The 20,434-nt window shown below is 54.7% G+C and carries 18 protein-coding genes; 10 read left to right on the plus strand and 8 right to left on the minus strand.

The window, feature by feature from the left end; genetic code table 11:
- Positions 1-255: 255 nt before the first annotated feature.
- Together ACOTY5_RS17595 and mdtD are read left to right on the plus strand one after the other, a co-directional pair.
- The gene (locus ACOTY5_RS17595) at positions 256-963 is read left to right on the plus strand and encodes a FadR/GntR family transcriptional regulator (protein ID WP_003862405.1); all 708 of its coding nucleotides are present in this window, start codon (positions 256-258) and stop codon (positions 961-963) included.
- Positions 960-2,393 carry a multidrug transporter subunit MdtD gene (gene mdtD, locus ACOTY5_RS17600; RefSeq protein WP_045141786.1) on the plus strand — a complete coding sequence of 478 codons (1,434 nt, stop codon included), beginning with the start codon at positions 960-962 and terminating at the stop codon, positions 2,391-2,393. Before ACOTY5_RS17595 ends, mdtD begins: the two co-directional genes overlap by 4 nt.
- On the opposite strand, the gene rbsR is transcribed toward mdtD, so the two are convergent.
- From rbsR to kup, 7 genes are all read right to left on the minus strand, one after another.
- Positions 2,359-3,351 (minus strand): ribose operon transcriptional repressor RbsR, encoded by a 993-nt coding sequence (gene rbsR, locus ACOTY5_RS17605; protein ID WP_003862402.1) that lies wholly within the window; start codon positions 3,349-3,351, stop codon positions 2,359-2,361. The genes mdtD and rbsR overlap by 35 nt on opposite strands.
- 3 nt (positions 3,352-3,354) lie before the next feature.
- Positions 3,355-4,284: a ribokinase gene (rbsK, locus tag ACOTY5_RS17610; RefSeq protein WP_033487053.1), complete on the minus strand. Its 930-nt coding sequence runs from the start codon at positions 4,282-4,284 to the stop codon at positions 3,355-3,357.
- A gap of 108 nt (positions 4,285-4,392) precedes the next feature.
- On the minus strand, positions 4,393-5,283 hold the full coding sequence (gene rbsB / locus ACOTY5_RS17615; RefSeq protein ID WP_003862397.1) for a ribose ABC transporter substrate-binding protein RbsB: 891 nt from the start codon (positions 5,281-5,283) through the stop codon (positions 4,393-4,395).
- A gap of 27 nt (positions 5,284-5,310) precedes the next feature.
- Positions 5,311-6,276: a ribose ABC transporter permease gene (gene rbsC / locus ACOTY5_RS17620; RefSeq protein WP_003862395.1), complete on the minus strand. Its 966-nt coding sequence runs from the start codon at positions 6,274-6,276 to the stop codon at positions 5,311-5,313.
- Between the two features lie 4 nt (positions 6,277-6,280).
- The gene (rbsA, locus tag ACOTY5_RS17625) at positions 6,281-7,786 is read right to left on the minus strand and encodes a ribose ABC transporter ATP-binding protein RbsA (RefSeq protein WP_017383711.1); all 1,506 of its coding nucleotides are present in this window, start codon (positions 7,784-7,786) and stop codon (positions 6,281-6,283) included.
- 7 nt (positions 7,787-7,793) lie between these two features.
- Positions 7,794-8,213, minus strand: a complete 420-nt coding sequence (rbsD, locus tag ACOTY5_RS17630) for a D-ribose pyranase (RefSeq protein WP_003862392.1) — start codon at positions 8,211-8,213, stop codon at positions 7,794-7,796.
- 214 nt (positions 8,214-8,427) lie between these two features.
- Positions 8,428-10,296: a low affinity potassium transporter Kup gene (kup, locus tag ACOTY5_RS17635; protein WP_006808744.1), complete on the minus strand. Its 1,869-nt coding sequence runs from the start codon at positions 10,294-10,296 to the stop codon at positions 8,428-8,430.
- A 222-nt stretch (positions 10,297-10,518) separates the two neighbouring features.
- On the opposite strand from kup, the gene ravA reads away from it, so the two are divergent.
- Complete coding sequence (ravA, locus tag ACOTY5_RS17640) at positions 10,519-12,015, plus strand: ATPase RavA (RefSeq protein WP_003862389.1); 1,497 nt, start codon at positions 10,519-10,521, stop codon at positions 12,013-12,015.
- On the plus strand, positions 12,009-13,460 hold the full coding sequence (viaA, locus tag ACOTY5_RS17645) for an ATPase RavA stimulator ViaA (RefSeq protein ID WP_015570153.1): 1,452 nt from the start codon (positions 12,009-12,011) through the stop codon (positions 13,458-13,460). The genes ravA and viaA overlap by 7 nt, the downstream gene beginning before the upstream one ends.
- Here the strand turns inward: viaA and asnA are convergent, their stop codons facing one another.
- Entirely contained in the window at positions 13,461-14,453 is a 993-nt protein-coding gene (gene asnA / locus ACOTY5_RS17650; protein WP_003862385.1) for an aspartate--ammonia ligase, read from the minus strand. It lies immediately after the preceding gene.
- A gap of 151 nt (positions 14,454-14,604) precedes the next feature.
- Here asnA and asnC point away from each other — a divergent pair, with 151 nt between their 5' ends.
- From asnC to atpB, 6 genes are all read left to right on the plus strand, one after another.
- Positions 14,605-15,063: a transcriptional regulator AsnC gene (gene asnC / locus ACOTY5_RS17655; RefSeq protein ID WP_003862383.1), complete on the plus strand. Its 459-nt coding sequence runs from the start codon at positions 14,605-14,607 to the stop codon at positions 15,061-15,063.
- A gap of 90 nt (positions 15,064-15,153) precedes the next feature.
- Positions 15,154-15,603 carry an FMN-binding protein MioC gene (mioC, locus tag ACOTY5_RS17660; RefSeq protein ID WP_045141784.1) on the plus strand — a complete coding sequence of 150 codons (450 nt, stop codon included), beginning with the start codon at positions 15,154-15,156 and terminating at the stop codon, positions 15,601-15,603.
- A gap of 374 nt (positions 15,604-15,977) precedes the next feature.
- On the plus strand, positions 15,978-17,867 hold the full coding sequence (gene mnmG, locus ACOTY5_RS17665) for a tRNA uridine-5-carboxymethylaminomethyl(34) synthesis enzyme MnmG (protein WP_032668933.1): 1,890 nt from the start codon (positions 15,978-15,980) through the stop codon (positions 17,865-17,867).
- Between the two features lie 107 nt (positions 17,868-17,974).
- Entirely contained in the window at positions 17,975-18,598 is a 624-nt protein-coding gene (rsmG, locus tag ACOTY5_RS17670) for a 16S rRNA (guanine(527)-N(7))-methyltransferase RsmG (protein ID WP_017383708.1), read from the plus strand.
- A gap of 615 nt (positions 18,599-19,213) precedes the next feature.
- The gene (gene atpI, locus ACOTY5_RS17675; RefSeq protein ID WP_003862375.1) at positions 19,214-19,594 is read left to right on the plus strand and encodes a F0F1 ATP synthase subunit I; all 381 of its coding nucleotides are present in this window, start codon (positions 19,214-19,216) and stop codon (positions 19,592-19,594) included.
- An 8-nt stretch (positions 19,595-19,602) separates the two neighbouring features.
- The gene (gene atpB, locus ACOTY5_RS17680; protein WP_003862373.1) at positions 19,603-20,418 is read left to right on the plus strand and encodes a F0F1 ATP synthase subunit A; all 816 of its coding nucleotides are present in this window, start codon (positions 19,603-19,605) and stop codon (positions 20,416-20,418) included.
- Positions 20,419-20,434: the final 16 nt, after the last annotated feature.

The raw sequence follows: 20,434 nt of genomic DNA on the forward strand, positions 1-20,434 counted from the left end.
TCAGAGTCAAGCGTTTGTTTTGCTTTTCTCTGCTGACCCGGCGGCTTGCGTGCCGTTGTTCCGTGTCAGTGGAGGCGCATTATAGGGAGTTCTTCTGAAGTGACAAGAGGAAATTTAAAAAAAGTTTCTGACCGTGTTTTTTTTCACCAAAAGCGATGAGTTCAAGCTACAAATTGTTCTATTTGATGTATCTGCAACCACAATCACACCTGAGATGGCATAATTAACCGCATCAATATTTAAGGAATAAAAGCGATGCCATTAAGCGCACAACAGCTGGCAGCTCAAAAAAACCTGTCCTATGTGCTGGCAGAGAAACTGGCGCAGCTGATCTTAGCGGGTAAATATGCTCCAGGTAGCATCCTGCCCAGCGAGATGGAGCTGGGAGATCAGTTTGGCGTTAGCCGTACCGCCGTTCGCGAAGCGGTAAAAACATTAACGGCGAAAGGGATGGTGCTTCCACGCCCGCGCATTGGCACCCGCGTTATGCCTCAGGGAAACTGGAACTTTCTCGATCAGGAGTTACTCACCTGGTGGATGACCGAAGATAACTTTAATCAGGTCGTCGATCACTTTCTGGTCATGCGCAGCAGTCTTGAGCCTCAGGCCTGCCTGCTTGCCGCCACGCTCGGCACAGCCGAGCAAAAAGCGCAGCTCAATACTTTGATGGAAGAGATGGTGGATCTGAAAAAGCACTTTAACCGCGAGCGCTGGATAGCGGTCGATATGGCCTGGCATGAACATATCTATAATATGAGCGGAAATCCTTTCCTGACCTCCTTTGCTTCTTTATTCCATTCTGTGTACCACACTTACTTTACCTCTATCACGCAGGATGAGGTGGTGAAGCTGGATCTGCATCAGGCGATAGTCGATGCCATTCAGGAGAGCGACGGGCAGCGAGCCCTGAGTGCGTGCCAGGCGTTGCTGGCCGCGCCAACCCACCAGCAGGTAAATAAATGACAGAGAAAAAAGCACGCAGTATGGCCGGACTGCCGTGGATTGCAGCCATGGCGTTCTTTATGCAGGCACTGGATGCCACTATCCTCAATACCGCCCTTCCCGCCATAGCCCAAAGCCTTAACCGCTCCCCGCTGGCGATGCAATCCGCCATCATCAGCTACACCCTGACAGTGGCGATGCTTATTCCGGTCAGCGGCTGGCTGGCCGATCGTTTCGGCACACGCAAAGTGTTCATGCTGGCGGTGACGCTGTTCACGCTCGGTTCTCTGGCTTGCGCCCTCTCCACCTCTCTGACGGAACTGGTTATCTTCCGCGTTCTACAGGGGCTAGGCGGCGCGATGATGATGCCCGTCGCGCGTCTGGCGTTATTACGCGCCTATCCGCGCAGCGAACTGCTCCCGGTGCTCAACTTTGTGACTATGCCGGGGCTGGTCGGCCCGATACTTGGCCCGGTTCTCGGCGGCGTACTGGTGACCTGGGCTAGCTGGCACTGGATCTTCCTGATTAATATTCCGATTGGTGTGGCAGGGCTGATTTATGCCCGCAAATATATGCCGAACTTCACCACGCCAAGACGCAGCTTCGATATGGGTGGTTTCTTCCTGTTTGGCCTGAGCCTGGTCCTGTTCTCCAGCGGGATGGAGCTGTTTGGCGAGAAAATCGTAGCGACGTGGCTGGCGCTGGCCGTCATCCTCAGCGGTATTCTGCTGTTCCTTCTATATATACGTCATGCGCGTCGCCATCCGACACCGCTTATCTCTTTATCTCTGTTTAACACCCGAACGTTCTCCGTCGGGATCGCGGGCAATATTGCCTCGCGTCTGGGCACGGGCTGCGTACCGTTCCTGATGCCGCTGATGCTCCAGGTCGGTTTCGGCTATCCGGCCCTGATTGCTGGCTGCATGATGGCACCCACGGCGATGGGCTCGATTCTGGCAAAATCGACGGTCACGCAGGTGCTGCGCTGGTTTGGCTATCGTAAGACGCTGGTTGGCGTGACGATCTTTATCGGATTGATGATTGCGCAGTTCTCCCTGCAATCTGCGGCGTTACCAATCTGGATGCTGATCCTGCCGCTGTTTGTGCTGGGTATGGCCATGTCGACGCAGTTTACGTCGATGAACACCATCACCCTTGCGGACCTCACCGACGAGAATGCCAGCAGCGGCAACAGCGTACTGGCGGTCACTCAACAGCTGTCGATCAGCCTCGGGGTTGCCGTGAGCGCGGCGGTACTGCGGTTTTATGAAGGGTTCGAGGGAACTAATACCGTTGAGCAGTTCCACTATACCTTTATCACTATGGGCGCGCTTACCGTGGTATCGGCGGTGGTCTTTATGTTGTTAAAACCAAAAGACGGCCGGAACCTGATTAAAGAGCGTCACAAAGAGAAGGCTAAACCGAACCGCGTTCCATCAGAACAGGAGTAAGCTGCAAACGTTGCTGTTGCAGCGTGGGCTGGGCCATGCGGTGGATCAACACATCGATGGCCAGCTCGCCCAGTTCATCTTTCGGCTGATGGATGGTGGTCAGTGGGGGCGTCATGTAGCGCGCCAGTTCGATATCATCGTAACCGACGATCGCCATGTCGTCCGGAACACGTAATCCCGCCTGATACAGCGCCTGATATGCTCCGAATGCCATCGCATCGTTACCGATAAACACCGCCTGCGGACGCGGCTCTTGCGCCAGCAGTTTCTGCATTGCTTCAAATCCACCGTTAAATTCGAAATCGCCGGTGATGCGATAGCCATCAGGAATGGCAAGCCCCGCCCGTTCCATGGCCGAAAGATAGCCTTCCAGACGCAAGCGCGCCGGGGTTTTATCCAGCGGGCCGGTAATACAGGCAATGCGGGTATGACCTTTATCGATCAGATGCTGAGTCGCCATATCGCCGCCCAGCAGCGAGTTATCCTGAATCAGATCGCTGGTGCCGTCGAACGGCGCCCAGTCCATCATCACCGTGGGAATAGAAGGGTAGCGCTGGATGATCTCTTTCGAGGGTTGATGCGTTTCGGTACAGAGCAGCAGCAGCCCGTCGACGCGTTTTTGCATCAGCGTTTCCAGGTTACGGTTCATGCGCTGCTCATCGCCTTCGGTATTGCACAGCACCAGGCTGTAGCCGCGCTCGAAGCAGCTGCGCTCCACGCCGCGCACCAGTTCAGAATAAAAAGGGTTGGTACTGGCCGTGATCAGCATGCCGATGGTGCGCGTCTGGTTGAGCTTCAGGCTGCGGGCCAGCGCAGACGGCGCATAGTTGAGTTCTTTAATTGCAGCGTCAACTTTCTCCCGAATCGCCTCGCTGACGAAGCGATCGTTATTGATAACGTGGGAAACAGTCGAGGTAGAAACGCCCGCCATACGGGCGACATCTTTCATTGTGGCCAAGCGTTACCCCTGCTGACTTAAGAATTCATCAATCTCTTTACGCCATGGAACAGAAGGCTGAGCGCCTTTACGCGTCACCGCAATCGCAGCGGCGGCATGCGCGAAGCGGATCGCGTCATCCATTGCTTTTCCTTCCAGCAGCGCCGTTACCAGTGCACCGTTGAAGGTGTCTCCTGCGGCGATGGTATCAATGGCTTTGACCTTAAAGCCCGGTACGCGACGGCCTTCGCCATTGACGCTAGCCCACACCCCACGGCTGCCGAGGGTGATGATTACGGTGCCGATGCCTTTTTCATGCAGTGCAAGCGCGGCACGCGCTGCATCGTCATCATTTTCGACACGGATACCCGTCAGCTTTTCCGCTTCGGTTTCGTTCGGGGTGATGATATCCACCAGCGCCAGCAGCTCATCTGATAATACACGGGCAGGCGCAGGGTTAAGTACGACAGACGTATGATTTTCATGCGCAATTTTCGCGGCGGCCAGCACGCTTTCAACCGGTGACTCCAGCTGCATCAGCAGGGCTTCCGCTCCGGCGATGATTCCACGCTGCGCTTCGACGCGTTCAGTCGTTAACGCGGCATTAGCCCCTGCATGAATACCGATGACATTCTCACCTTCCGCATTGACGAAAATCAGCGCCACGCCGGTAGATTCCCCTGCAACCACGCTGACGGGTGCAATGTCGATGTTGTCGCTTGCCAGCTGTTTGCGTACGCGCTCGCCGGTATCGTCATCACCCGTACAGGCGATAAACGCGATATTCGCCCCGCTGCGTCCGGCGGCAACCGCCTGGTTTGCGCCCTTACCGCCGAACGCCACCTGATACTGATTGCCAGTGACGGTTTCGCCCGGAGTGGGGAACATTTCAAGGTTAAGAATGTGATCGGCATTGATACTGCCAAGGACGACGAGGTTGCCTGCGGTTTTCATGTATTGAGGTGTCCATCTGAGAGCGCCACCGGTATTACCCGGTGGCGTATGCCACACTTTTCTTTTATTTGGTGTCCCTCAGGCAGCCAGCGACTGCCTGAATCGCCTTTACTGCTTAATGACCAGTTTCAGGTCAACAGGATATTTGGCCTGAACTTTTTCGCCCTTCAGCACTTTATCGGCAGTTTGCACGCCAGTCGCGCCAATCTGCTCAGGCAGCTGAGCGATGGTCGCAGCCAGTTTGCCATCATTTACTGCTTTTTCACCATCCGGCGTGCCGTCAAATCCGACAACCATCACATCTGATTTACCCGCAGTCTGGAGCGCACGCAGCGCACCGAGCGCCATTTCGTCGTTCTGTGCGAATACCGCCTGCACATCAGGATGCGCGGTCAGCAGGTTCTGCATGACGTTCAGGCCCTTTGTACGGTCGAAGTCTGCCGGCTGGCTCGCCAGCACGTTGAATTTGTGCGCCGCTACAGCCTGCTGGAAGCCTTCACCACGTTCACGGGCTGCGGAAGTCCCGGCGATACCCTGCAACTCGATCACTTTCGCGCCTTCACCTGCTTTCTTCGCGATGTAGTCACCGGCGATTTTACCGCCCAGTACGTTATCAGACGCAATGTGGCTGACCACATCCCCTTTCGTTGCCTGACGGTCAAGGGTGATGACCGGGATCTTCGCCTGGTTTGCCATCTTCACGGCGTTACCGACCGCGTCGGAATCGGTTGGGTTGATCAGCAGGATTTTGGTACCACGAACGGTTAAGTCCTGAACGTTAGCCAGCTCTTTCGCCGGGTTGTTCTGAGAATCCAGCACCACCAGGTTGTAGCCCAGTTTATCTGCTTCTTTCTGCGCGCCATCCTTCAGGGAGACGAAGAACGGGTTGTTCAGGGTAGAGACAACCAGCGCGATGGTGTCCTTCGCCATGGCGTTAGCACTTACGGTTGCGCTCAGCGCGACAGCAGAAACCAGGGTAGCCAGTTTTTTCATGTTCATATCTAAGATGTCCTGTAGTGTCGTCAGTTACTGTTTTTTGTTGTCTACCAGTACCGCCAGCAAAATCACCACTGCCTTAACGATCATCTGGTAATAGGAGGAAACACCTAACAAATTCAAACCATTATTCAGGAAACCGAGGATCAGTGCGCCGATCAATGTCCCAACAATGCGACCTTTACCACCCGCAAGGCTCGTACCGCCCAGAACCACTGCCGCGATGGCATCCAGCTCATAGCCCGTACCCGCCGTTGGCTGCGCGGAAGAGAGGCGCGCCACTTCGATGATGCCCGCCAGAGACGCCAGCAGGCCGCACAGGGAGTAAACGATAATTTTGACTTTATTAACGCTAATACCGGACAGGCGCGTTGCCGCTTCGTTACCGCCCAGCGCATAGATATAACGACCCAGACGGGTATGGTGCAGCATGTACCATGCCGCCAGGAAGACGATAGCCATGATCCAGACCGGGGTCGGGACACCCAGCGGGCGACCGATACCGAACCAGCCAAACAGATCGGCGTTATCGGTAAAACCGGTATTAATCGGGCTGCCGTTGGTGTACACCATGGTCACACCGCGCAGCAGCAGCATCATCACCAGCGTGGCGATGAACGCCTGAACGCGACCTTTCGCCACAATCACGCCGGTTACGGCGCCAATTGCCGCACCTGCCGCCAGCGCAGCGGCAACGGCCACCAGCGCGTTGACCTCAATACCAACAATCGACGCGGCGATCGCGCCGGTGAGGGCCAGCAGGGAACCGACGGACAGATCGATACCCGAGGTCAAAATCACCAGCGTCATCCCCACCGCCATAATGGCGTTGACGGAGGTCTGCTGAAGAATGTTGAACAGGTTATTGACGGTAAAAAAGTTCGGGCTCATGGTCGAGACAATCGCGATCAGCACCAGCAGGGCAATCAGCGATTTTTGTTCCATCAGCCATGCCTTTGTGAAATAGCGGCGACCAGAAACAGCCTGGGTAGTCATCTTCTTACTCCTGATTCACGCGATTAAGCTTGCCCACAGCGGCAGCCATCAGAACTTCCTGGGTGGCCTGCTCGCGAGTGAATTCACCGCCGAGATGCCCTTCATGCATGACGATAATGCGATCGCTCATGCCTAATACCTCTGGCATCTCGGAAGAGACCAGAATGATGCTCAGACCGTCGGCCTTGAACTGGTTAATCAGCTGATATATCTCTTTCTTCGCGCCCACGTCCACGCCGCGGGTAGGTTCATCCAGGATCAACACTTTTGGGCGCGTCATCAGCCCGCGGGCAATCGCCACTTTCTGCTGATTCCCGCCGGACAACAGGCCAATCGCCTGCTCCATCGATGGGGTTTTAACGTTAAAGAGACGGATAAAATCGCTGACCGCCTGCTGCTCATCTTTGTGTTTCAGGCTGCCGCCGCTGCGGCTGAAATAGCCTAGCGCCGTCAGGGACATGTTCTCTTTCACCGACATGCCCAGCACTAAGCCGTCGCGCTTACGGTCTTCGGAAATATAGACAATGCCGTTCGCCAGGCCATCCTGCGGCGAGCGGGTGACCACCTCATGGCCGTCAAGGGTAACGTAGCCGCTGGTGCGCGGCAGTGCGCCATAGAGCACTTTCATCAGTTCGGTGCGCCCCGCGCCCATCAGGCCCGCGACGCCAAGGATCTCGCCCTTGCGCAGGGTAAAGGAGACGTCATTCACGCCCGGCCCGCAGAGATTATCCACCTTCAGGCGGATTTCTCCCGGCGCTTTCTCCAGATGCGGATACTGATCTTCGAGCTTACGTCCCACCATCATTTCAATCAGGGTATCTTCGGTCAGGGTTGCCACTTCGCGCTCGGCAATAAACTGCCCGTCGCGAAAGACGGTGACGTCGTCGCAGATCTCGAAGATCTCTTTCATGCGGTGTGAGATATAGACAATGCCGCGGCCCTGGGATTTCAGCTCACGGATCACGCGGAACAGGGATTCGGTTTCGGTATCGGTCAGGGCGTCGGTCGGTTCATCCATAATGATGACCTTCGACTCGAAGCTCAGCACCTTCGCGATTTCCACCATCTGCTGATCGCCGATGGAAAGGTCGCCCACCAGTCGGTCGCTCTTAAAGCGCAGATTCAGCTTCGCCAGCAGTTTGTCCGCTTCGGCATACATGGTTTTCCAGTCGATTTTGCCAAACCGGTTCACGAATTCACGGCCGAGGAAGATGTTCTCCGCAATGGTGAGCTGCGGGATCAGGTTCAACTCCTGGTGGATGATGCCGATGCCCGCTTCCTGAGAGGATTTCGGGCCGTTAAAGGTGGTCTCTTTACCCAGCCACAGCAGCGAACCGGCATCGCGTTGGTAGATACCGGTCAGCACTTTCATCATGGTGGATTTGCCGGCGCCGTTTTCGCCCACCAGCGCCATGACGCGCCCGGAATAGACGTTCAGCGCCGCGCCGGAGAGGGCTTTTACGCCCGGGAACGACTTATCGATCCCTTTGAGTTGCAGTAATACGTCCATGATGGCCTCAGAAGGTGACGCCAGCACAGAGAATGATATTCGCATACGGGGAGCACTCCCCGCTGCGAATCACCGCCTGACTGTCTGCGGTTTGTTGTTTGAACTGCTCGTGCGTTGTGTAACGAATTTCTATGGTGTTTCCCTGGTGCTGTTGCAGTTGCTCAATGTGGCTGAGCAACGTTTCGTGGAGTTGCGGATTATGTTGTTTGATTTCCGCCGCGAGAATGGCCGCCTCAACCTGCATCTCCGCGGTGACCACTTCCAGTACCTGCATGAACGAGGGTACACCCTGCGTTAACGCCATATCGATACGGGTTGTGCTGCGCGGAACCGGTAAGCCTGCATCGCAAACCACCAGCGTATCGGTATGCCCAAGACGGGAAATCACCGATGAGATTTCTGAGTTGAGTACTGTGCCTTTCTTCATTTTTTGCTCCACTAGCGAAACGTTTCGCTAAAAACAGTGTAGCCGCAGAAGTGTTCAGAAAACCATCATGACGTAACGGATTTGTGATCAACGTCGAAACGTTTCGCTAAGTGAAATGCAATAGAGGAAAATTGCCCGGCGGCGCTACGCTTGCACGGGCCTACGGGTCTGGTAGGCCGGGTAAGCGCAGCGCCACCCGGCATATTCAGAAGGGTTAAATCTCGACCTGCGTCCCCAGCTCAATCACGCGGTTAGGCGGGATCTCAAACTGGTCAGGCGCACGCAGGGCGTTACGTTGCAGAATGAGATACAGCTTGCCGCGCAGGCGCAGATACCATGGTCGCTTGCCGATGATCAGCGACTCATGGGACATAAAGAACGACGTCTCCATCATGCGGCAACTCAGGCCTTCCAGACCGCAGCGGTGGAACACCTCTTCCACGTTCGGCGTTTCGCGCCAGCCGTAGCTTGCCACCACGCGCCAGAAGGTTGGCGATAGCTGTTCAATCTGTACGCGACGCACGTTGTGAACGTACGGCGCATCTTCGGTACGCAGCGTCAGCAGGATCACGCGCTCGTGCAGCACTTTGTTGTGCTTGAGGTTATGCATCAGCGCAAACGGGATCACGTTCAGCGCGCGAGACATATACACCGCTGTGCCCGGCACGCGCACCGGTGGGGATTTCTCCAGCGAGGCGATCATCGCCTCCAGAGAGTTACCGTGCTCGTGCATACGACGCAGCAGGCGGAAACGTTCGCTCTTCCACGTCGTCATCACAATAAACATCACCAGACCCAGCGTCAGCGGCAGCCAGCCGCCGGAGACAATCTTGTCGAGGTTCGCAGAAAACAGCGGCACGTCGATGCAGAGGAAGCCAACCAGGATCAGCCCCACGAGGAACTTATTCCAGTGCCAGTTACGGTACGCCACGGTAGTGGAGAGAATAGAGGTCAACACCATCGTTCCGGTTACCGCGATACCGTACGCCGCCGCCAGATTACTGGAGTGCTCAAAGCTGACGATAACAATCACCACCGCGAAATAGAGCAGCCAGTTGACGAACGGAATGTAGATCTGGCCAGACTCCATCTCCGAGGTATGGATAATGCGCATTGGGGAGAGATATCCCAGACGCACGGCCTGACGCGTCAGGGAGAATACGCCGGAAATGACAGCCTGAGAGGCAATGACCGTCGCCAGCGTCGCCAGGATCAGCATCGGAACCAGCGCCCAGTCCGGTGCCAGCAGGAAGAACGGGTTTTTAATCGCTTCAGGGTGTGCAAGCAGCAGCGCGCCCTGACCGAAGTAATTCAGCACCAGTGAAGGCAAGACCACGCTAAACCAGGCGACGCGAATAGGGAGTTTCCCGAAGTGGCCCATATCCGCATACAGCGCTTCAACACCGGTAATGGACAGCACCACCGCGCCCAGCGCCACAAACGACACCACTTTATATTCAAGGAAGAAATGCACCGCCCACATTGGGTTCAGCGCGTGCAGGACATCCGGGTTGGCGATAATACTGCGTAAGCCCAGCGCCGCCAGGATCAGGAACCAGGCCAGCATAATAGGCGCGAACAGCTTACCCACCAGCCCGGTACCGTGTTTTTGTATGGCAAACAGCAACGTCAGCACGATAATAGCGAGTGGCACCACCCACGTATCAAGCTGTGGCGCGACAATCTCCAGCCCCTCTATGGCCGACATTACAGAAATCGCCGGCGTAATCACGACTTCTCCATAGAAGAAGCTGCCGCCAATCAGGCCGATGATGACCAGCACGGAGGTCATTCTTGCGGACGTATTGCGCCCGGCAAGGGACATCAGGGTCAGAATACCGCCCTCGCCCGCGTTATCAGCCCGCATTACGAAAGAGAGATACTTAAGGGAGACCACCAGGATCAGCAGCCAGAAGATGAGCGAGAGGAAACCAAATACGGCGTCACGCTCTACACCAAAACCAAACTGACCGGACAGACATTCACGAAGCGTATAAAGCGGGCTGGTGCCGATATCACCGTAGACAACCCCGATCGCCGCAAGCGTTACTGCGGGTAATGATTGCTTATTATCAGTGCTCATAGACTAGTCTTTTCGTTTGAATAACAAATGTGTGCTTAGTCCCTTGGCCCACAAAAAGCGCACAGTATGCACGATTCAATGCAAAATCGTACCCCTAAATGCAGCCGCATTAATGTAGCGCAAAGAAAATAGCGCCGCACTTCAGCCTATTACCAGGCCAGACCGAAACGTCTATACTCGCTTCAATTAGCCGCCACGACGGCGAAAGGATGCAAAACTATTATGGCTCACTCACATTTATTAGCAGAAAGAATTTCCCGCCTCAGCAGTGCGCTGGAGAAAGGCCTTTACGAGCGTAGCCACGCCATTCGCCTCTGTTTACTGGCGGCGCTGAGTGGGGAAAGCGTATTTCTGCTGGGCCCGCCGGGCATTGCCAAAAGTCTGATCGCACGCCGCCTCAAATTCGCTTTCCAGAACGCGCGCGCATTCGAGTATTTGATGACGCGCTTCTCCACGCCGGAAGAAGTTTTCGGCCCACTCTCCATTCAGGCGTTAAAAGATGAGGGACGCTATGAACGTCTGACGGCGGGCTATCTTCCGGAAGCGGAAATCGTCTTTCTTGATGAGATCTGGAAAGCCGGCCCGGCCATACTGAATACCCTGTTGACGGCAATTAACGAACGCCGCTTCCGCAACGGCGCCAGCGAAGAGAAGATCCCCATGCGCCTGCTGGTGGCCGCGTCTAACGAATTGCCCGAAGCCGACAGCAGCCTGGAAGCGCTGTATGACCGTATGCTGATCCGCCTGTGGCTGGATAAAGTCCAGGATAAATCAAACTTCCGTTCCATGCTGGTAAGCCAGCAGGATGAAAACGAAAACCCGGTGGCAGCGTCATTGCAGGTCACGGACGAGGAATACCACCAGTGGCAGGAGGAGATCGGCAAGATAAAACTGCCCGATCCCGTTTTTGAGCTGATCTTTATGCTGCGCCAGCAGCTTGATTTGCTGCCTTCCGCGCCGTACGTCTCCGATCGTCGCTGGAAAAAAGCCATTCGCCTGCTCCAGGCAAGCGCGCTGTTTAGCGGCCGCGATGCTGTCGCCCCAATCGATCTGATCCTGCTGAAAGACTGCCTGTGGCACGACGCAGAAGGGATGAATCTGATGCAACAGCAGCTGGACGTTTTGATGACCGGACACGCGTGGGGTCAACAGTCGATGCTTAATCAACTGGGCGCGATTGCCCAACGTCGCCTTCAGCTCCAGCAGCAGCAAAGTGACAAAACCGCGCTGAAGGTGAACCGTCTTGGCGGGATGTTTGCCCGTAAACCGCACTATGAACTGCCCGCCGGGCTGACTGACGCCTCGCTCACGCTTCTTCTTCAGCAACCGCTGAAGCTTCATGATATGCAGGTTGTGCACGTGACGATCGAACGCGTTGCGCTGGTTCAGTGGCTGGATAAAGGCGGTGAGATCCGCGGTAAACTCAACGGTATCGGCTTTGCACAGCCGCTGTCGATGGAAGTCGACAGCAGCCAGCACCTTGTGATCCGCGACGTCAGCCTTCAGGGATCGCGCCTGGCGCTGCCGGGCACGGCCTCCGATACTGTTCCGGAGGAGATCAAACAGCAGCTCGACGCGCTGGATAACGAATGGCATCAGCAGCACACGCGCTTCAGCGAGCAGCAGAAATGCCTCTTTATCCATAGCGACTGGTTAGGTCGCATTGAAGCCAGCTTGCAGGATGTCAGCGCGCAGATCAAACAGGCGCGTCAATGCTAACGCTGGACACGCTTAACGTCATGCTGGCGGTTAGCGAAGAAGGGTTGATCGAAGAGGTCGTCATTACCCTGCTCGCTTCACCGCAGCTGGCGGCCTTCTTTGAAAAATTCCCGAAGCTCCGAAAAGCAATGACGGACGATCTGCCCCGCTGGCGCGATAACCTGCGACAGCGGTTTAAGGAGACGGAAGTCCCGCCGGAACTGACAGAGGAAGTGGCTGGTTACCAGCAGTGCCAGCGGCTTTCAACGCCGCAGTTTATTGCCCAGCTACAGCAAACCCTGACGCTGCTTGATAACGTTCACTCCCCGTTTGCCAGCCAGGCCAGAGCGCTGGTCACGGACAACCCCAGCTTTACTCCCGCCCTGCATACGCTGTTTTTACAGCGCTGGCGTCTGAGCCTTGTGGTCCAGGCCACGGCCCTTAATCAGCAGTTGCTGGACGAAGAGCGCGAACAGTTGCTCAGTGAAGTCCAGGAGCGAATGACCCTGAGCGGCCAGTTAGAACAGGTGCTGGTGGAGAATGAAAACGCCGCCGGTCGACTCTGGGATATGAGTGCCGGCCAGTTAAAACGGGGCGATTATCAGCTGATCGTAAAGTACGGCGACTTTCTGGCACAACAGCCGGAGCTGATGAAGCTCGCAGAACAGCTCGGCCGTTCCCGGGAGGCCCGGTCGGTCCCAAAGAAAGATGCGCCGATGGAAACCTTCCGTACGCTGGTACGTGAACCCTCCACCGTACCGGAGCAGGTGGACGGGCTACAGCAAAGCGATGACATCCTGCGCCTGCTGCCTACGGAACTCAGCACGCTGGGCATGACCGAACTGGAGTATGAGTTTTATCGTCGGCTGGTGGAAAAACAGCTCATTACCTATCGACTGCATGGCGAAGCCTGGCGCGAGAAGATCAGCCAGCGTCCGGTGGTACACCAGGATTTTGATGAGCAACCGCGCGGCCCATTCATTGTTTGCGTCGATACGTCTGGATCGATGGGGGGCTTTAATGAACAGTGTGCAAAAGCGTTCTGCCTGGCTCTGATGCGCGTGGCGCTTGCCGATCGTCGTCGCTGCTACATCATGCTCTTTTCCAGCGAAGTTGTTGGGTATGAACTGACCAGCCCACAGGGGCTGGAGCAGGCGATCCGCTTTTTAAGCCAGCGCTTTCGCGGCGGCACCGATCTGGCCAGCTGTTTTCGCAGCATCATTGAGCGCATGCAGGGCGGTGACTGGTACGACGCGGATGCGGTGGTGATTTCCGATTTTATCGCCCAGCGGCTGCCGGACGACGTCGTGAATAAAGTGAAGGAGATGCAGCGCGTGCACCAGCACCGTTTCCATGCCGTGGCGATGTCTGCACATGGAAAACCCGGCATCATGCGCATCTTCGATCACATCTGGCGCTTTGATACCGGGTTGCGTAGCCGCCTGCTCAGACGCTGGCGACGTTAATTAAAGAAGAGAACCGACGCTCTCACGTACCTGCTGCGGCCAGACCCCACACTGTACCTGACCAATGTGAGAGAGTTGCAGCAGCAGCATGGTCAGACGAGACTGGCCAATCCCACCGCCGATGGTCTGCGGCATTTCACCGCGCAGCAGTGCCTGGTGCCACTCCAGTTGCAGACGATCTTCATCACCGGTCACGGCCAGCTGACGCTTCAGTGCTTCAGCATCCACGCGGATCCCCATCGAAGAGAGTTCAAACGCATCTTCCAGAACCGGGTTCCAGACCAGAATATCGCCGTTCAGACCGGCATATTCGCTTTCGCCCACGGTGCTCCAGTCATCGTAATCCGGCGCACGGACGTCGTGACGTTTACCATCAGACAATTTCCCGCCAATGCCGATTAGGAATACCGCGCCCAGCTCTTTGGCGATCGCGCGTTCACGGCCTTTGGCATCCAGATCCGGGAAACGGCTCAGCAATTCCTGACTGTGAACAAAGTGGATCGTTTCCGGCAGGAACGGTGCCAGACCAAACTCTTTGCTCACGGCCGCTTCGGTTGCTTTGATCCCGGCGTAGATCGCCTCAACAGTGGATTTCAGCGTACCGACGTGACGCTCGCCATCTCCCATTACGCGCTCCCAGTCCCACTGGTCAACGTAGACAGAGTGAATCGGGGAAAGGCGGTCTTCATCGGGGCGAAGGGCTTTCATGTGCGTGTAAAGCCCTTCGCCCGCGCTGAAGTCGTGTTGTCCCAGGGTTTGACGCTTCCACTTCGCCAGGGAATGAACCACTTCGAACTGGGCGTCTGGCAGTGTTTTCACTTTTACCTGTACCGCTTTTTCGCAACCAGACAAGTTATCCTGCGTCCCGTCACCCACGCGGCTCAGAATCGGCGCCTGAACTTCAATAAGGCCAAGCTTCTCTTCCAGCTGGCGGGAAAAATGGGATTTTACGAAACTGATCTGGCGTTGTTTTGCGATGTAAGCGGTTTTCATTATTTATACTCCTGCGTCCTGTTGATACTGATTAAGCAACAGAACAGGCGCTTAATTCAATAACCCATCAACAAAAAGCCGCCTTCACTTTTGATTCGTTAAAATAAGACGCTAGAATAGAGGGAATCATTAATCTTCATAAGAAAAACCTATGGAAAATTATCAGATCGACAATCTGGACCGCGGCATTCTGGAAGCGCTAATGGCCAACGCACGCACCGCGTATGCCGAACTGGCGAAACAATTTGGCGTCAGCCCGGGGACCATTCACGTTCGCGTCGAGAAAATGAAGCAGGCCGGGATCATCACCGGCGCACGCATTGATGTCAGCCCGAAGCAACTTGGCTACGACGTCTGCTGCTTCATTGGCATTATTCTGAAAAGCGCCAAAGATTACCCCTCCGCGCTGGAGAAACTGAACGCGCTGGATGAAGTCACCGAGGCGTACTACACCACCGGGCACTACAGCATCTTTATAAAGGTGATGTGCCGATCCATTGACGCCCTCCAGCAGGTACTTATCAACAAGATCCAAACAATCGATGAAATTCAGTCCACCGAAACCCTGATCTCCCTGCAAAACCCGATCATGCGTACTATCCGCCCGTGATCGGGCAATTTCATTCCCACATTTTCCACAGGTAGATCCCAGCTCGTTCACAGCGTACAATGGCCGCCTCTTTATCTGAGCGAGCGATCAATGGCGGACATTACTCTTATCAGCGGCAGCACCCTGGGCGGTGCGGAATATGTAGCGGAACATCTGGCTGAGAAGCTGGAAGATGCGGGCTTTTCTACACAAACGCTGCACGGACCGCTGCTGGAAGATCTCCCGACTGACGGGGTCTGGCTGCTGATCACCTCCACGCACGGCGCGGGCGATCTGCCGGATAACCTGCAACCTTTATATGACGAACTGCTGGAACAACAGCCCGATCTGTCAAACGTCCGGTTTGGCGCTGTGGGGATCGGCAGCCGTGAATATGACACTTTCTGTGGCGCCATAGAGAAAGTAGAAGCTGCGGTGACCGCCTGCGGAGCAAAACAGCTGGGTGAAACGCTGAAGATCAACATCCTCGCTCATGACATTCCCGAAGATCCAGCCGAGATCTGGCTCGCGGAATGGAAAAATTTACTCAAAAACGATTAAAGATCGTGCGATCAGATGTGGATAACTCTGGTTAAAAGCTCGTATTAAGCCGTAGTTATCCAAAGAACAACGTTGGTTTAGTTTTTGACCTGTGTATAAAGTGGCGATCTGATCCCAGCTTATACGGTCCAGGATCACCGATCATTCACAGCAAACGATCCTTCCTAACTGCATGATCTTATTTATGGGATCGGACTTATCCACAAAGGTCTGCGATCCTAATAAGAGATCACAATAGAACAGATCTCTAAATAAAAAGATCTTCTTTTTAATAGCCCAGGATCCCAATGCTTTCTCGAAAGACTAAAGTTGAGTAGAATCCACGGCCCGGGCTTCAATCCATTTTCATACCGCTTTACGCGAGGCAGACCACCATGTTTTATCAGGATCCTTTTGACGTCATCATCATTGGCGGGGGTCACGCAGGCACTGAGGCCGCAATGGCCGCAGCGCGAATGGGTCAGCAGACCCTGCTTTTGACACACAATATCGACACGCTGGGACAAATGTCCTGTAATCCGGCGATTGGCGGCATTGGGAAAGGACACCTGGTAAAAGAAGTGGATGCACTTGGCGGCCTGATGGCGAAAGCGATCGATCATGCGGGCATCCAGTTTAGGATACTAAACGCGAGTAAAGGTCCGGCTGTTCGCGCCACCCGTGCACAGGCAGACCGCGTGCTTTACCGTCAGGCTGTGCGCACCGCGCTGGAAAACCAACCGAACCTGATGATCTTCCAGCAGGCGGTAGAAGATCTTATCGTGGAGAACGATCGTGTTGTTGGCGCTGTGACCCAGATGGGTCTCAAGTTCCGCGCAAAAGCGGTGGTGCTGACGGTCGGGACATTCCTGGACGGTAAAATCCATATTGGTCTGGACAACTACAGCGGTGGCCGTGCTGGCGATCCACCGTCGATTCCGTTATCTCGTCGTCTGCGTGAGCTGCCGCTGCGCGTAAGCCGCCTGAAAACCGGTACGCCGCCGCGTATTGATGCGCGCACCATTGATTTCAGCGTGCTGGCACAGCAGCACGGCGATAACCCGATGCCGGTGTTCTCGTTCATGGGCAATGCGGCGCAACATCCGCAGCAGGTGCCGTGCTACATCACGCACACCAATGAAAAAACCCATGACGTGATCCGCAATAACCTCGATCGCAGCCCAATGTATGCTGGCGTGATCGAAGGGATCGGCCCGCGCTACTGCCCGTCGATCGAAGACAAGGTGATGCGCTTTGCCGATCGTAACCAGCACCAGATCTTCCTGGAGCCGGAAGGGCTGACCTCAAATGAAATTTACCCGAACGGCATCTCCACCAGCCTGCCGTTCGATGTACAGATGCAAATTGTTCGCTCAATGCAGGGCATGGAGAACGCAAGAATCGTTCGCCCTGGCTACGCTATTGAGTACGATTTCTTCGATCCGCGTGACCTGAAGCCAACCCTGGAAAGCAAATTCATCCAGGGTCTGTTCTTCGCGGGCCAGATTAACGGTACTACCGGCTACGAAGAAGCCGCAGCGCAAGGTCTGCTGGCCGGTCTGAACGCCGCTCGCTTCTCTGCCGAGAAAGAGGGCTGGGCACCGGCGCGTTCTCAGGCTTACCTGGGCGTTCTGGTCGACGATCTCTGCACGCTGGGGACCAAAGAACCGTACCGCATGTTTACTTCTCGTGCGGAATATCGCCTGATGCTGCGCGAAGACAATGCCGATCTGCGTCTGACTGAGGTGGGCCGTGAATTGGGTCTGGTGGATGACGAACGCTGGGCGCGCTTCAACGAGAAGCTGGAGCGTATCGAACAGGAACGTCAGCGCCTGAAAACCACCTGGGTGAATCCGCAGGCGGAAACCGCTGCCGAAGTAAACGCTCACTTAACAGCACCGCTGTCGCGCGAAGCCAGCGGGGAAGATCTGCTGCGTCGTCCTGAAGTCACTTACGAGAATCTGGTCAAACTGACCGCGTTCGCGCCGGGCCTTGAAGACGCGGAAGCGGCTGAACAGGTCGAGATCCAGGTGAAATACGAAGGCTACATCGCGCGTCAGCAGGATGAGATCGAAAAACAGCAGCGCAACGAAAACACGCTGCTGCCGGAAATGCTGGACTATCGTCAGGTGACGGGCCTTTCCAACGAAGTGATCGCTAAGCTGAACGATCACAAACCTGTGTCGATTGGCCAGGCCTCACGTATCTCCGGCGTCACACCTGCCGCGATTTCGATTCTGCTGGTGTGGCTGAAAAAGCAGGGTATGCTGCGCCGCAGCGCGTAATGCTCTGAAAATTGCCCGGTGGCGCTGCGCTTACCGGGCCTACTGAACCCGTAGGGCGGGTTAGCGAAGCGCCACCCGCCACTTAAGTTTCTCAACAGGTATCCACCGTGCTCAATAAACTCTCTCGTCTGCTGGAACAGGCAGGTATTTCGCTCACCGATCACCAGAAAAATCAGCTGGTGGCCTATGTCGATATGCTGAACAAATGGAATAAAGCGTACAACCTCACCTCCGTACGCGATCCCAACGAGATGCTGATTCGCCATATTCTCGATAGCATCGTCGTGGCGCCGTATCTGAACGGGGAACGTTTTATCGACGTGGGCACCGGCCCGGGCTTGCCGGGCGTTCCGTTGTCTATTGTTCGACCGGAGAGTCAATTCACGCTGCTGGACAGCCTGGGTAAGCGCGTACGCTTTTTACGCCAGGTCCAGCATGAGCTGAAGCTGGAAAACATCACGCCCGTGCAGAGCAGGGTAGAGGAGTTCCCGGCTGAGCCACCGTTTGACGGCGTTATCAGCCGCGCATTTGCGTCACTCAATGACATGGTGAGCTGGTGCAAACACCTGCCGGCGGAGAAGGGGCGTTTTTATGCGCTGAAAGGGCAACTTCCGGGGGACGAAATCGAGCTGCTTCCGGACGGTTTTGCTGTCGAATCCATTGAGAAACTTCAGATCCCTCAGCTCGAAGGTGAGCGTCATCTGGTGATAATTAAGCCAAACACTTTTTAAAAATTAATAAAAAATGTGGAATTTGTGCTGTTCTGATCGTGTTAAAAAGCAGCACATCCCGTCTGTTTTGGCCGTTGTTAATTTAACCTTGTTGTTACCATGGGTTTTCTTATGGTTAACCTGAAGTGAGTTGTTCACTCTGAGGATAATCAACCATGAAAATATCAGCCTGCTAAAAGTGGGTAAAGGCAACAAGAATGGAATGTTAAATATTTATTAAGAATGTCAATAAAAGGTGTTTGTTGTATACGGCTCTGTTTTAAAAATAGTTGCGATTTTTTTGCTTTAATTTCATACAGATGAAATAAATCGTTTTACGTCTTTGATAAATACCACTTTATCGCAAATGTGTATTTTGTGATCTCGTGCACGCTTTATCACCAACGTTTCCGCGCTGTTTGCAGTTTTGCCTGAAGGTCGGCACTTAGGTTAAAAGTTGAAAAATAGGACTGGGGAAAAATATTTAAACATTTATTCACCTTTTCGCTACTTAATGTTTGAAATCACGGGTACGCACCGTATAATTTGACCGCTTTTTGATGCTTGACTCTGAGCCTTAAAGGACGTTTTATACGACACGCGGCATACCTCGAAGGGAGCAGGAGTAAAAACGTGATGTCTGTGTCGCTCTTGAGTAGAAACGTTGCTCGTAAGCTTCTGTTCATTCAGTTTCTGGCTGTGATAGCAAGTGGACTGCTGTTTAGCCTCAAAGACCCCTTCTGGGGCATCTCCGCCGCGTGCGGAGGTTTGGCGGTGGTTCTGCCAAACGTGTTGTTTATGATTTTTGCCTGGCGTCATCAGGCGCATACACCCGCCAAAGGCCGCGTGGCCTGGTCCTTCGCTCTCGGCGAAGTGTGTAAGGTGTTGCTGACCTTTGCTCTACTGGTGATGGCGCTGGCGGTTTTGAAAGTGGTATTCATGCCGCTGATAGCAACGTGGGTTTTGGTGCTGGTGGTACAAGTTCTGGCTCCAGCTGTAATCAATAACAAAGGGTAAAAGGCATCATGGCTTCAGAAAATATGACGCCGCAGGATTACATAGGTCACCATCTGAATAACCTTCAGCTGGACCTGCGTACATTCTCGCTGGTGGATCCACATAACCCCCCGGCCACCTTCTGGACGATCAACATCGACTCCATGTTCTTCTCGGTGGTTTTGGGTCTTCTGTTCCTGGCCATGTTCCGCAGCGTTGCTAAAAAGGCGACCAGCGGTGTTCCAGGGAAATTCCAGACGTTCATCGAGATGATCATCGGCTTCGTCCATGGCAGCGTGAAAGACATGTACCATGGTAAGAGCAAACTGATTGCTCCGCTGGCCCTGACCGTGTTCGTTTGGGTCTTCCTGATGAACCTGATGGACCTCCTGCCTATCGATTTCTTACCTTGGATCGGTGAGCACGTACTCGGCCTGCCTGCACTGCGCGTGGTTCCGTCTGCCGACGTGAACATCACCCTGTCGATGGCGCTGGGCGTATTTATCCTCATTCTGTTCTACAGCATCAAAATGAAAGGCGTAAGCGGCTTTGTGAAAGAGCTTACCTTGCAGCCGTTCAACCACTGGGCGTTTATTCCGGTCAACCTGATCCTGGAAGGCGTTAGCCTGCTGTCCAAACCTGTTTCACTGGGTCTGCGACTGTTCGGCAACATGTATGCGGGTGAGCTGATTTTCATTCTGATCGCGGGTCTTCTGCCGTGGTGGTCACAGTGGATTCTTAATGTGCCATGGGCCATTTTCCACATCCTGATCATTACGCTGCAAGCCTTTATCTTCATGGTTCTGACGATCGTCTATCTGTCGATGGCGTCTGAAGAGCACTGATTTTTTACCAACACTA

The sequence above is a fragment of the Enterobacter cloacae complex sp. SHL018 genome, assembly GCF_049237905.1.
In the GTDB taxonomy this organism is placed as follows: Bacteria; Pseudomonadota; Gammaproteobacteria; order Enterobacterales; family Enterobacteriaceae; genus Enterobacter; species Enterobacter hormaechei_C.

Excerpts from the sequence above, each read along its gene's own strand:
- ACOTY5_RS17595 (WP_003862405.1), top strand. The coding sequence starts at position 256 with ATGCCATTAAGCGCACAACAGCTGGCAGCTCAAAAAAACCTGTCCTAT.
- mdtD (WP_045141786.1), top strand. The coding sequence starts at position 960 with ATGACAGAGAAAAAAGCACGCAGTATGGCCGGACTGCCGTGGATTGCA.
- rbsK (WP_033487053.1), bottom strand. The coding sequence starts at position 4,284 with ATGAAAACCGCAGGCAACCTCGTCGTCCTTGGCAGTATCAATGCCGAT.
- rbsB (WP_003862397.1), bottom strand. The coding sequence starts at position 5,283 with ATGAACATGAAAAAACTGGCTACCCTGGTTTCTGCTGTCGCGCTGAGC.
- rbsC (WP_003862395.1), bottom strand. The coding sequence starts at position 6,276 with ATGACTACCCAGGCTGTTTCTGGTCGCCGCTATTTCACAAAGGCATGG.
- rbsA (WP_017383711.1), bottom strand. The coding sequence starts at position 7,786 with ATGGACGTATTACTGCAACTCAAAGGGATCGATAAGTCGTTCCCGGGC.
- rbsD (WP_003862392.1), bottom strand. The coding sequence starts at position 8,213 with ATGAAGAAAGGCACAGTACTCAACTCAGAAATCTCATCGGTGATTTCC.
- kup (WP_006808744.1), bottom strand. The coding sequence starts at position 10,296 with ATGAGCACTGATAATAAGCAATCATTACCCGCAGTAACGCTTGCGGCG.
- ravA (WP_003862389.1), top strand. The coding sequence starts at position 10,519 with ATGGCTCACTCACATTTATTAGCAGAAAGAATTTCCCGCCTCAGCAGT.
- viaA (WP_015570153.1), top strand. The coding sequence starts at position 12,009 with ATGCTAACGCTGGACACGCTTAACGTCATGCTGGCGGTTAGCGAAGAA.
- asnA (WP_003862385.1), bottom strand. The coding sequence starts at position 14,453 with ATGAAAACCGCTTACATCGCAAAACAACGCCAGATCAGTTTCGTAAAA.
- asnC (WP_003862383.1), top strand. The coding sequence starts at position 14,605 with ATGGAAAATTATCAGATCGACAATCTGGACCGCGGCATTCTGGAAGCG.
- mioC (WP_045141784.1), top strand. The coding sequence starts at position 15,154 with ATGGCGGACATTACTCTTATCAGCGGCAGCACCCTGGGCGGTGCGGAA.
- mnmG (WP_032668933.1), top strand. The coding sequence starts at position 15,978 with ATGTTTTATCAGGATCCTTTTGACGTCATCATCATTGGCGGGGGTCAC.
- atpI (WP_003862375.1), top strand. The coding sequence starts at position 19,214 with ATGTCTGTGTCGCTCTTGAGTAGAAACGTTGCTCGTAAGCTTCTGTTC.
- atpB (WP_003862373.1), top strand. The coding sequence starts at position 19,603 with ATGGCTTCAGAAAATATGACGCCGCAGGATTACATAGGTCACCATCTG.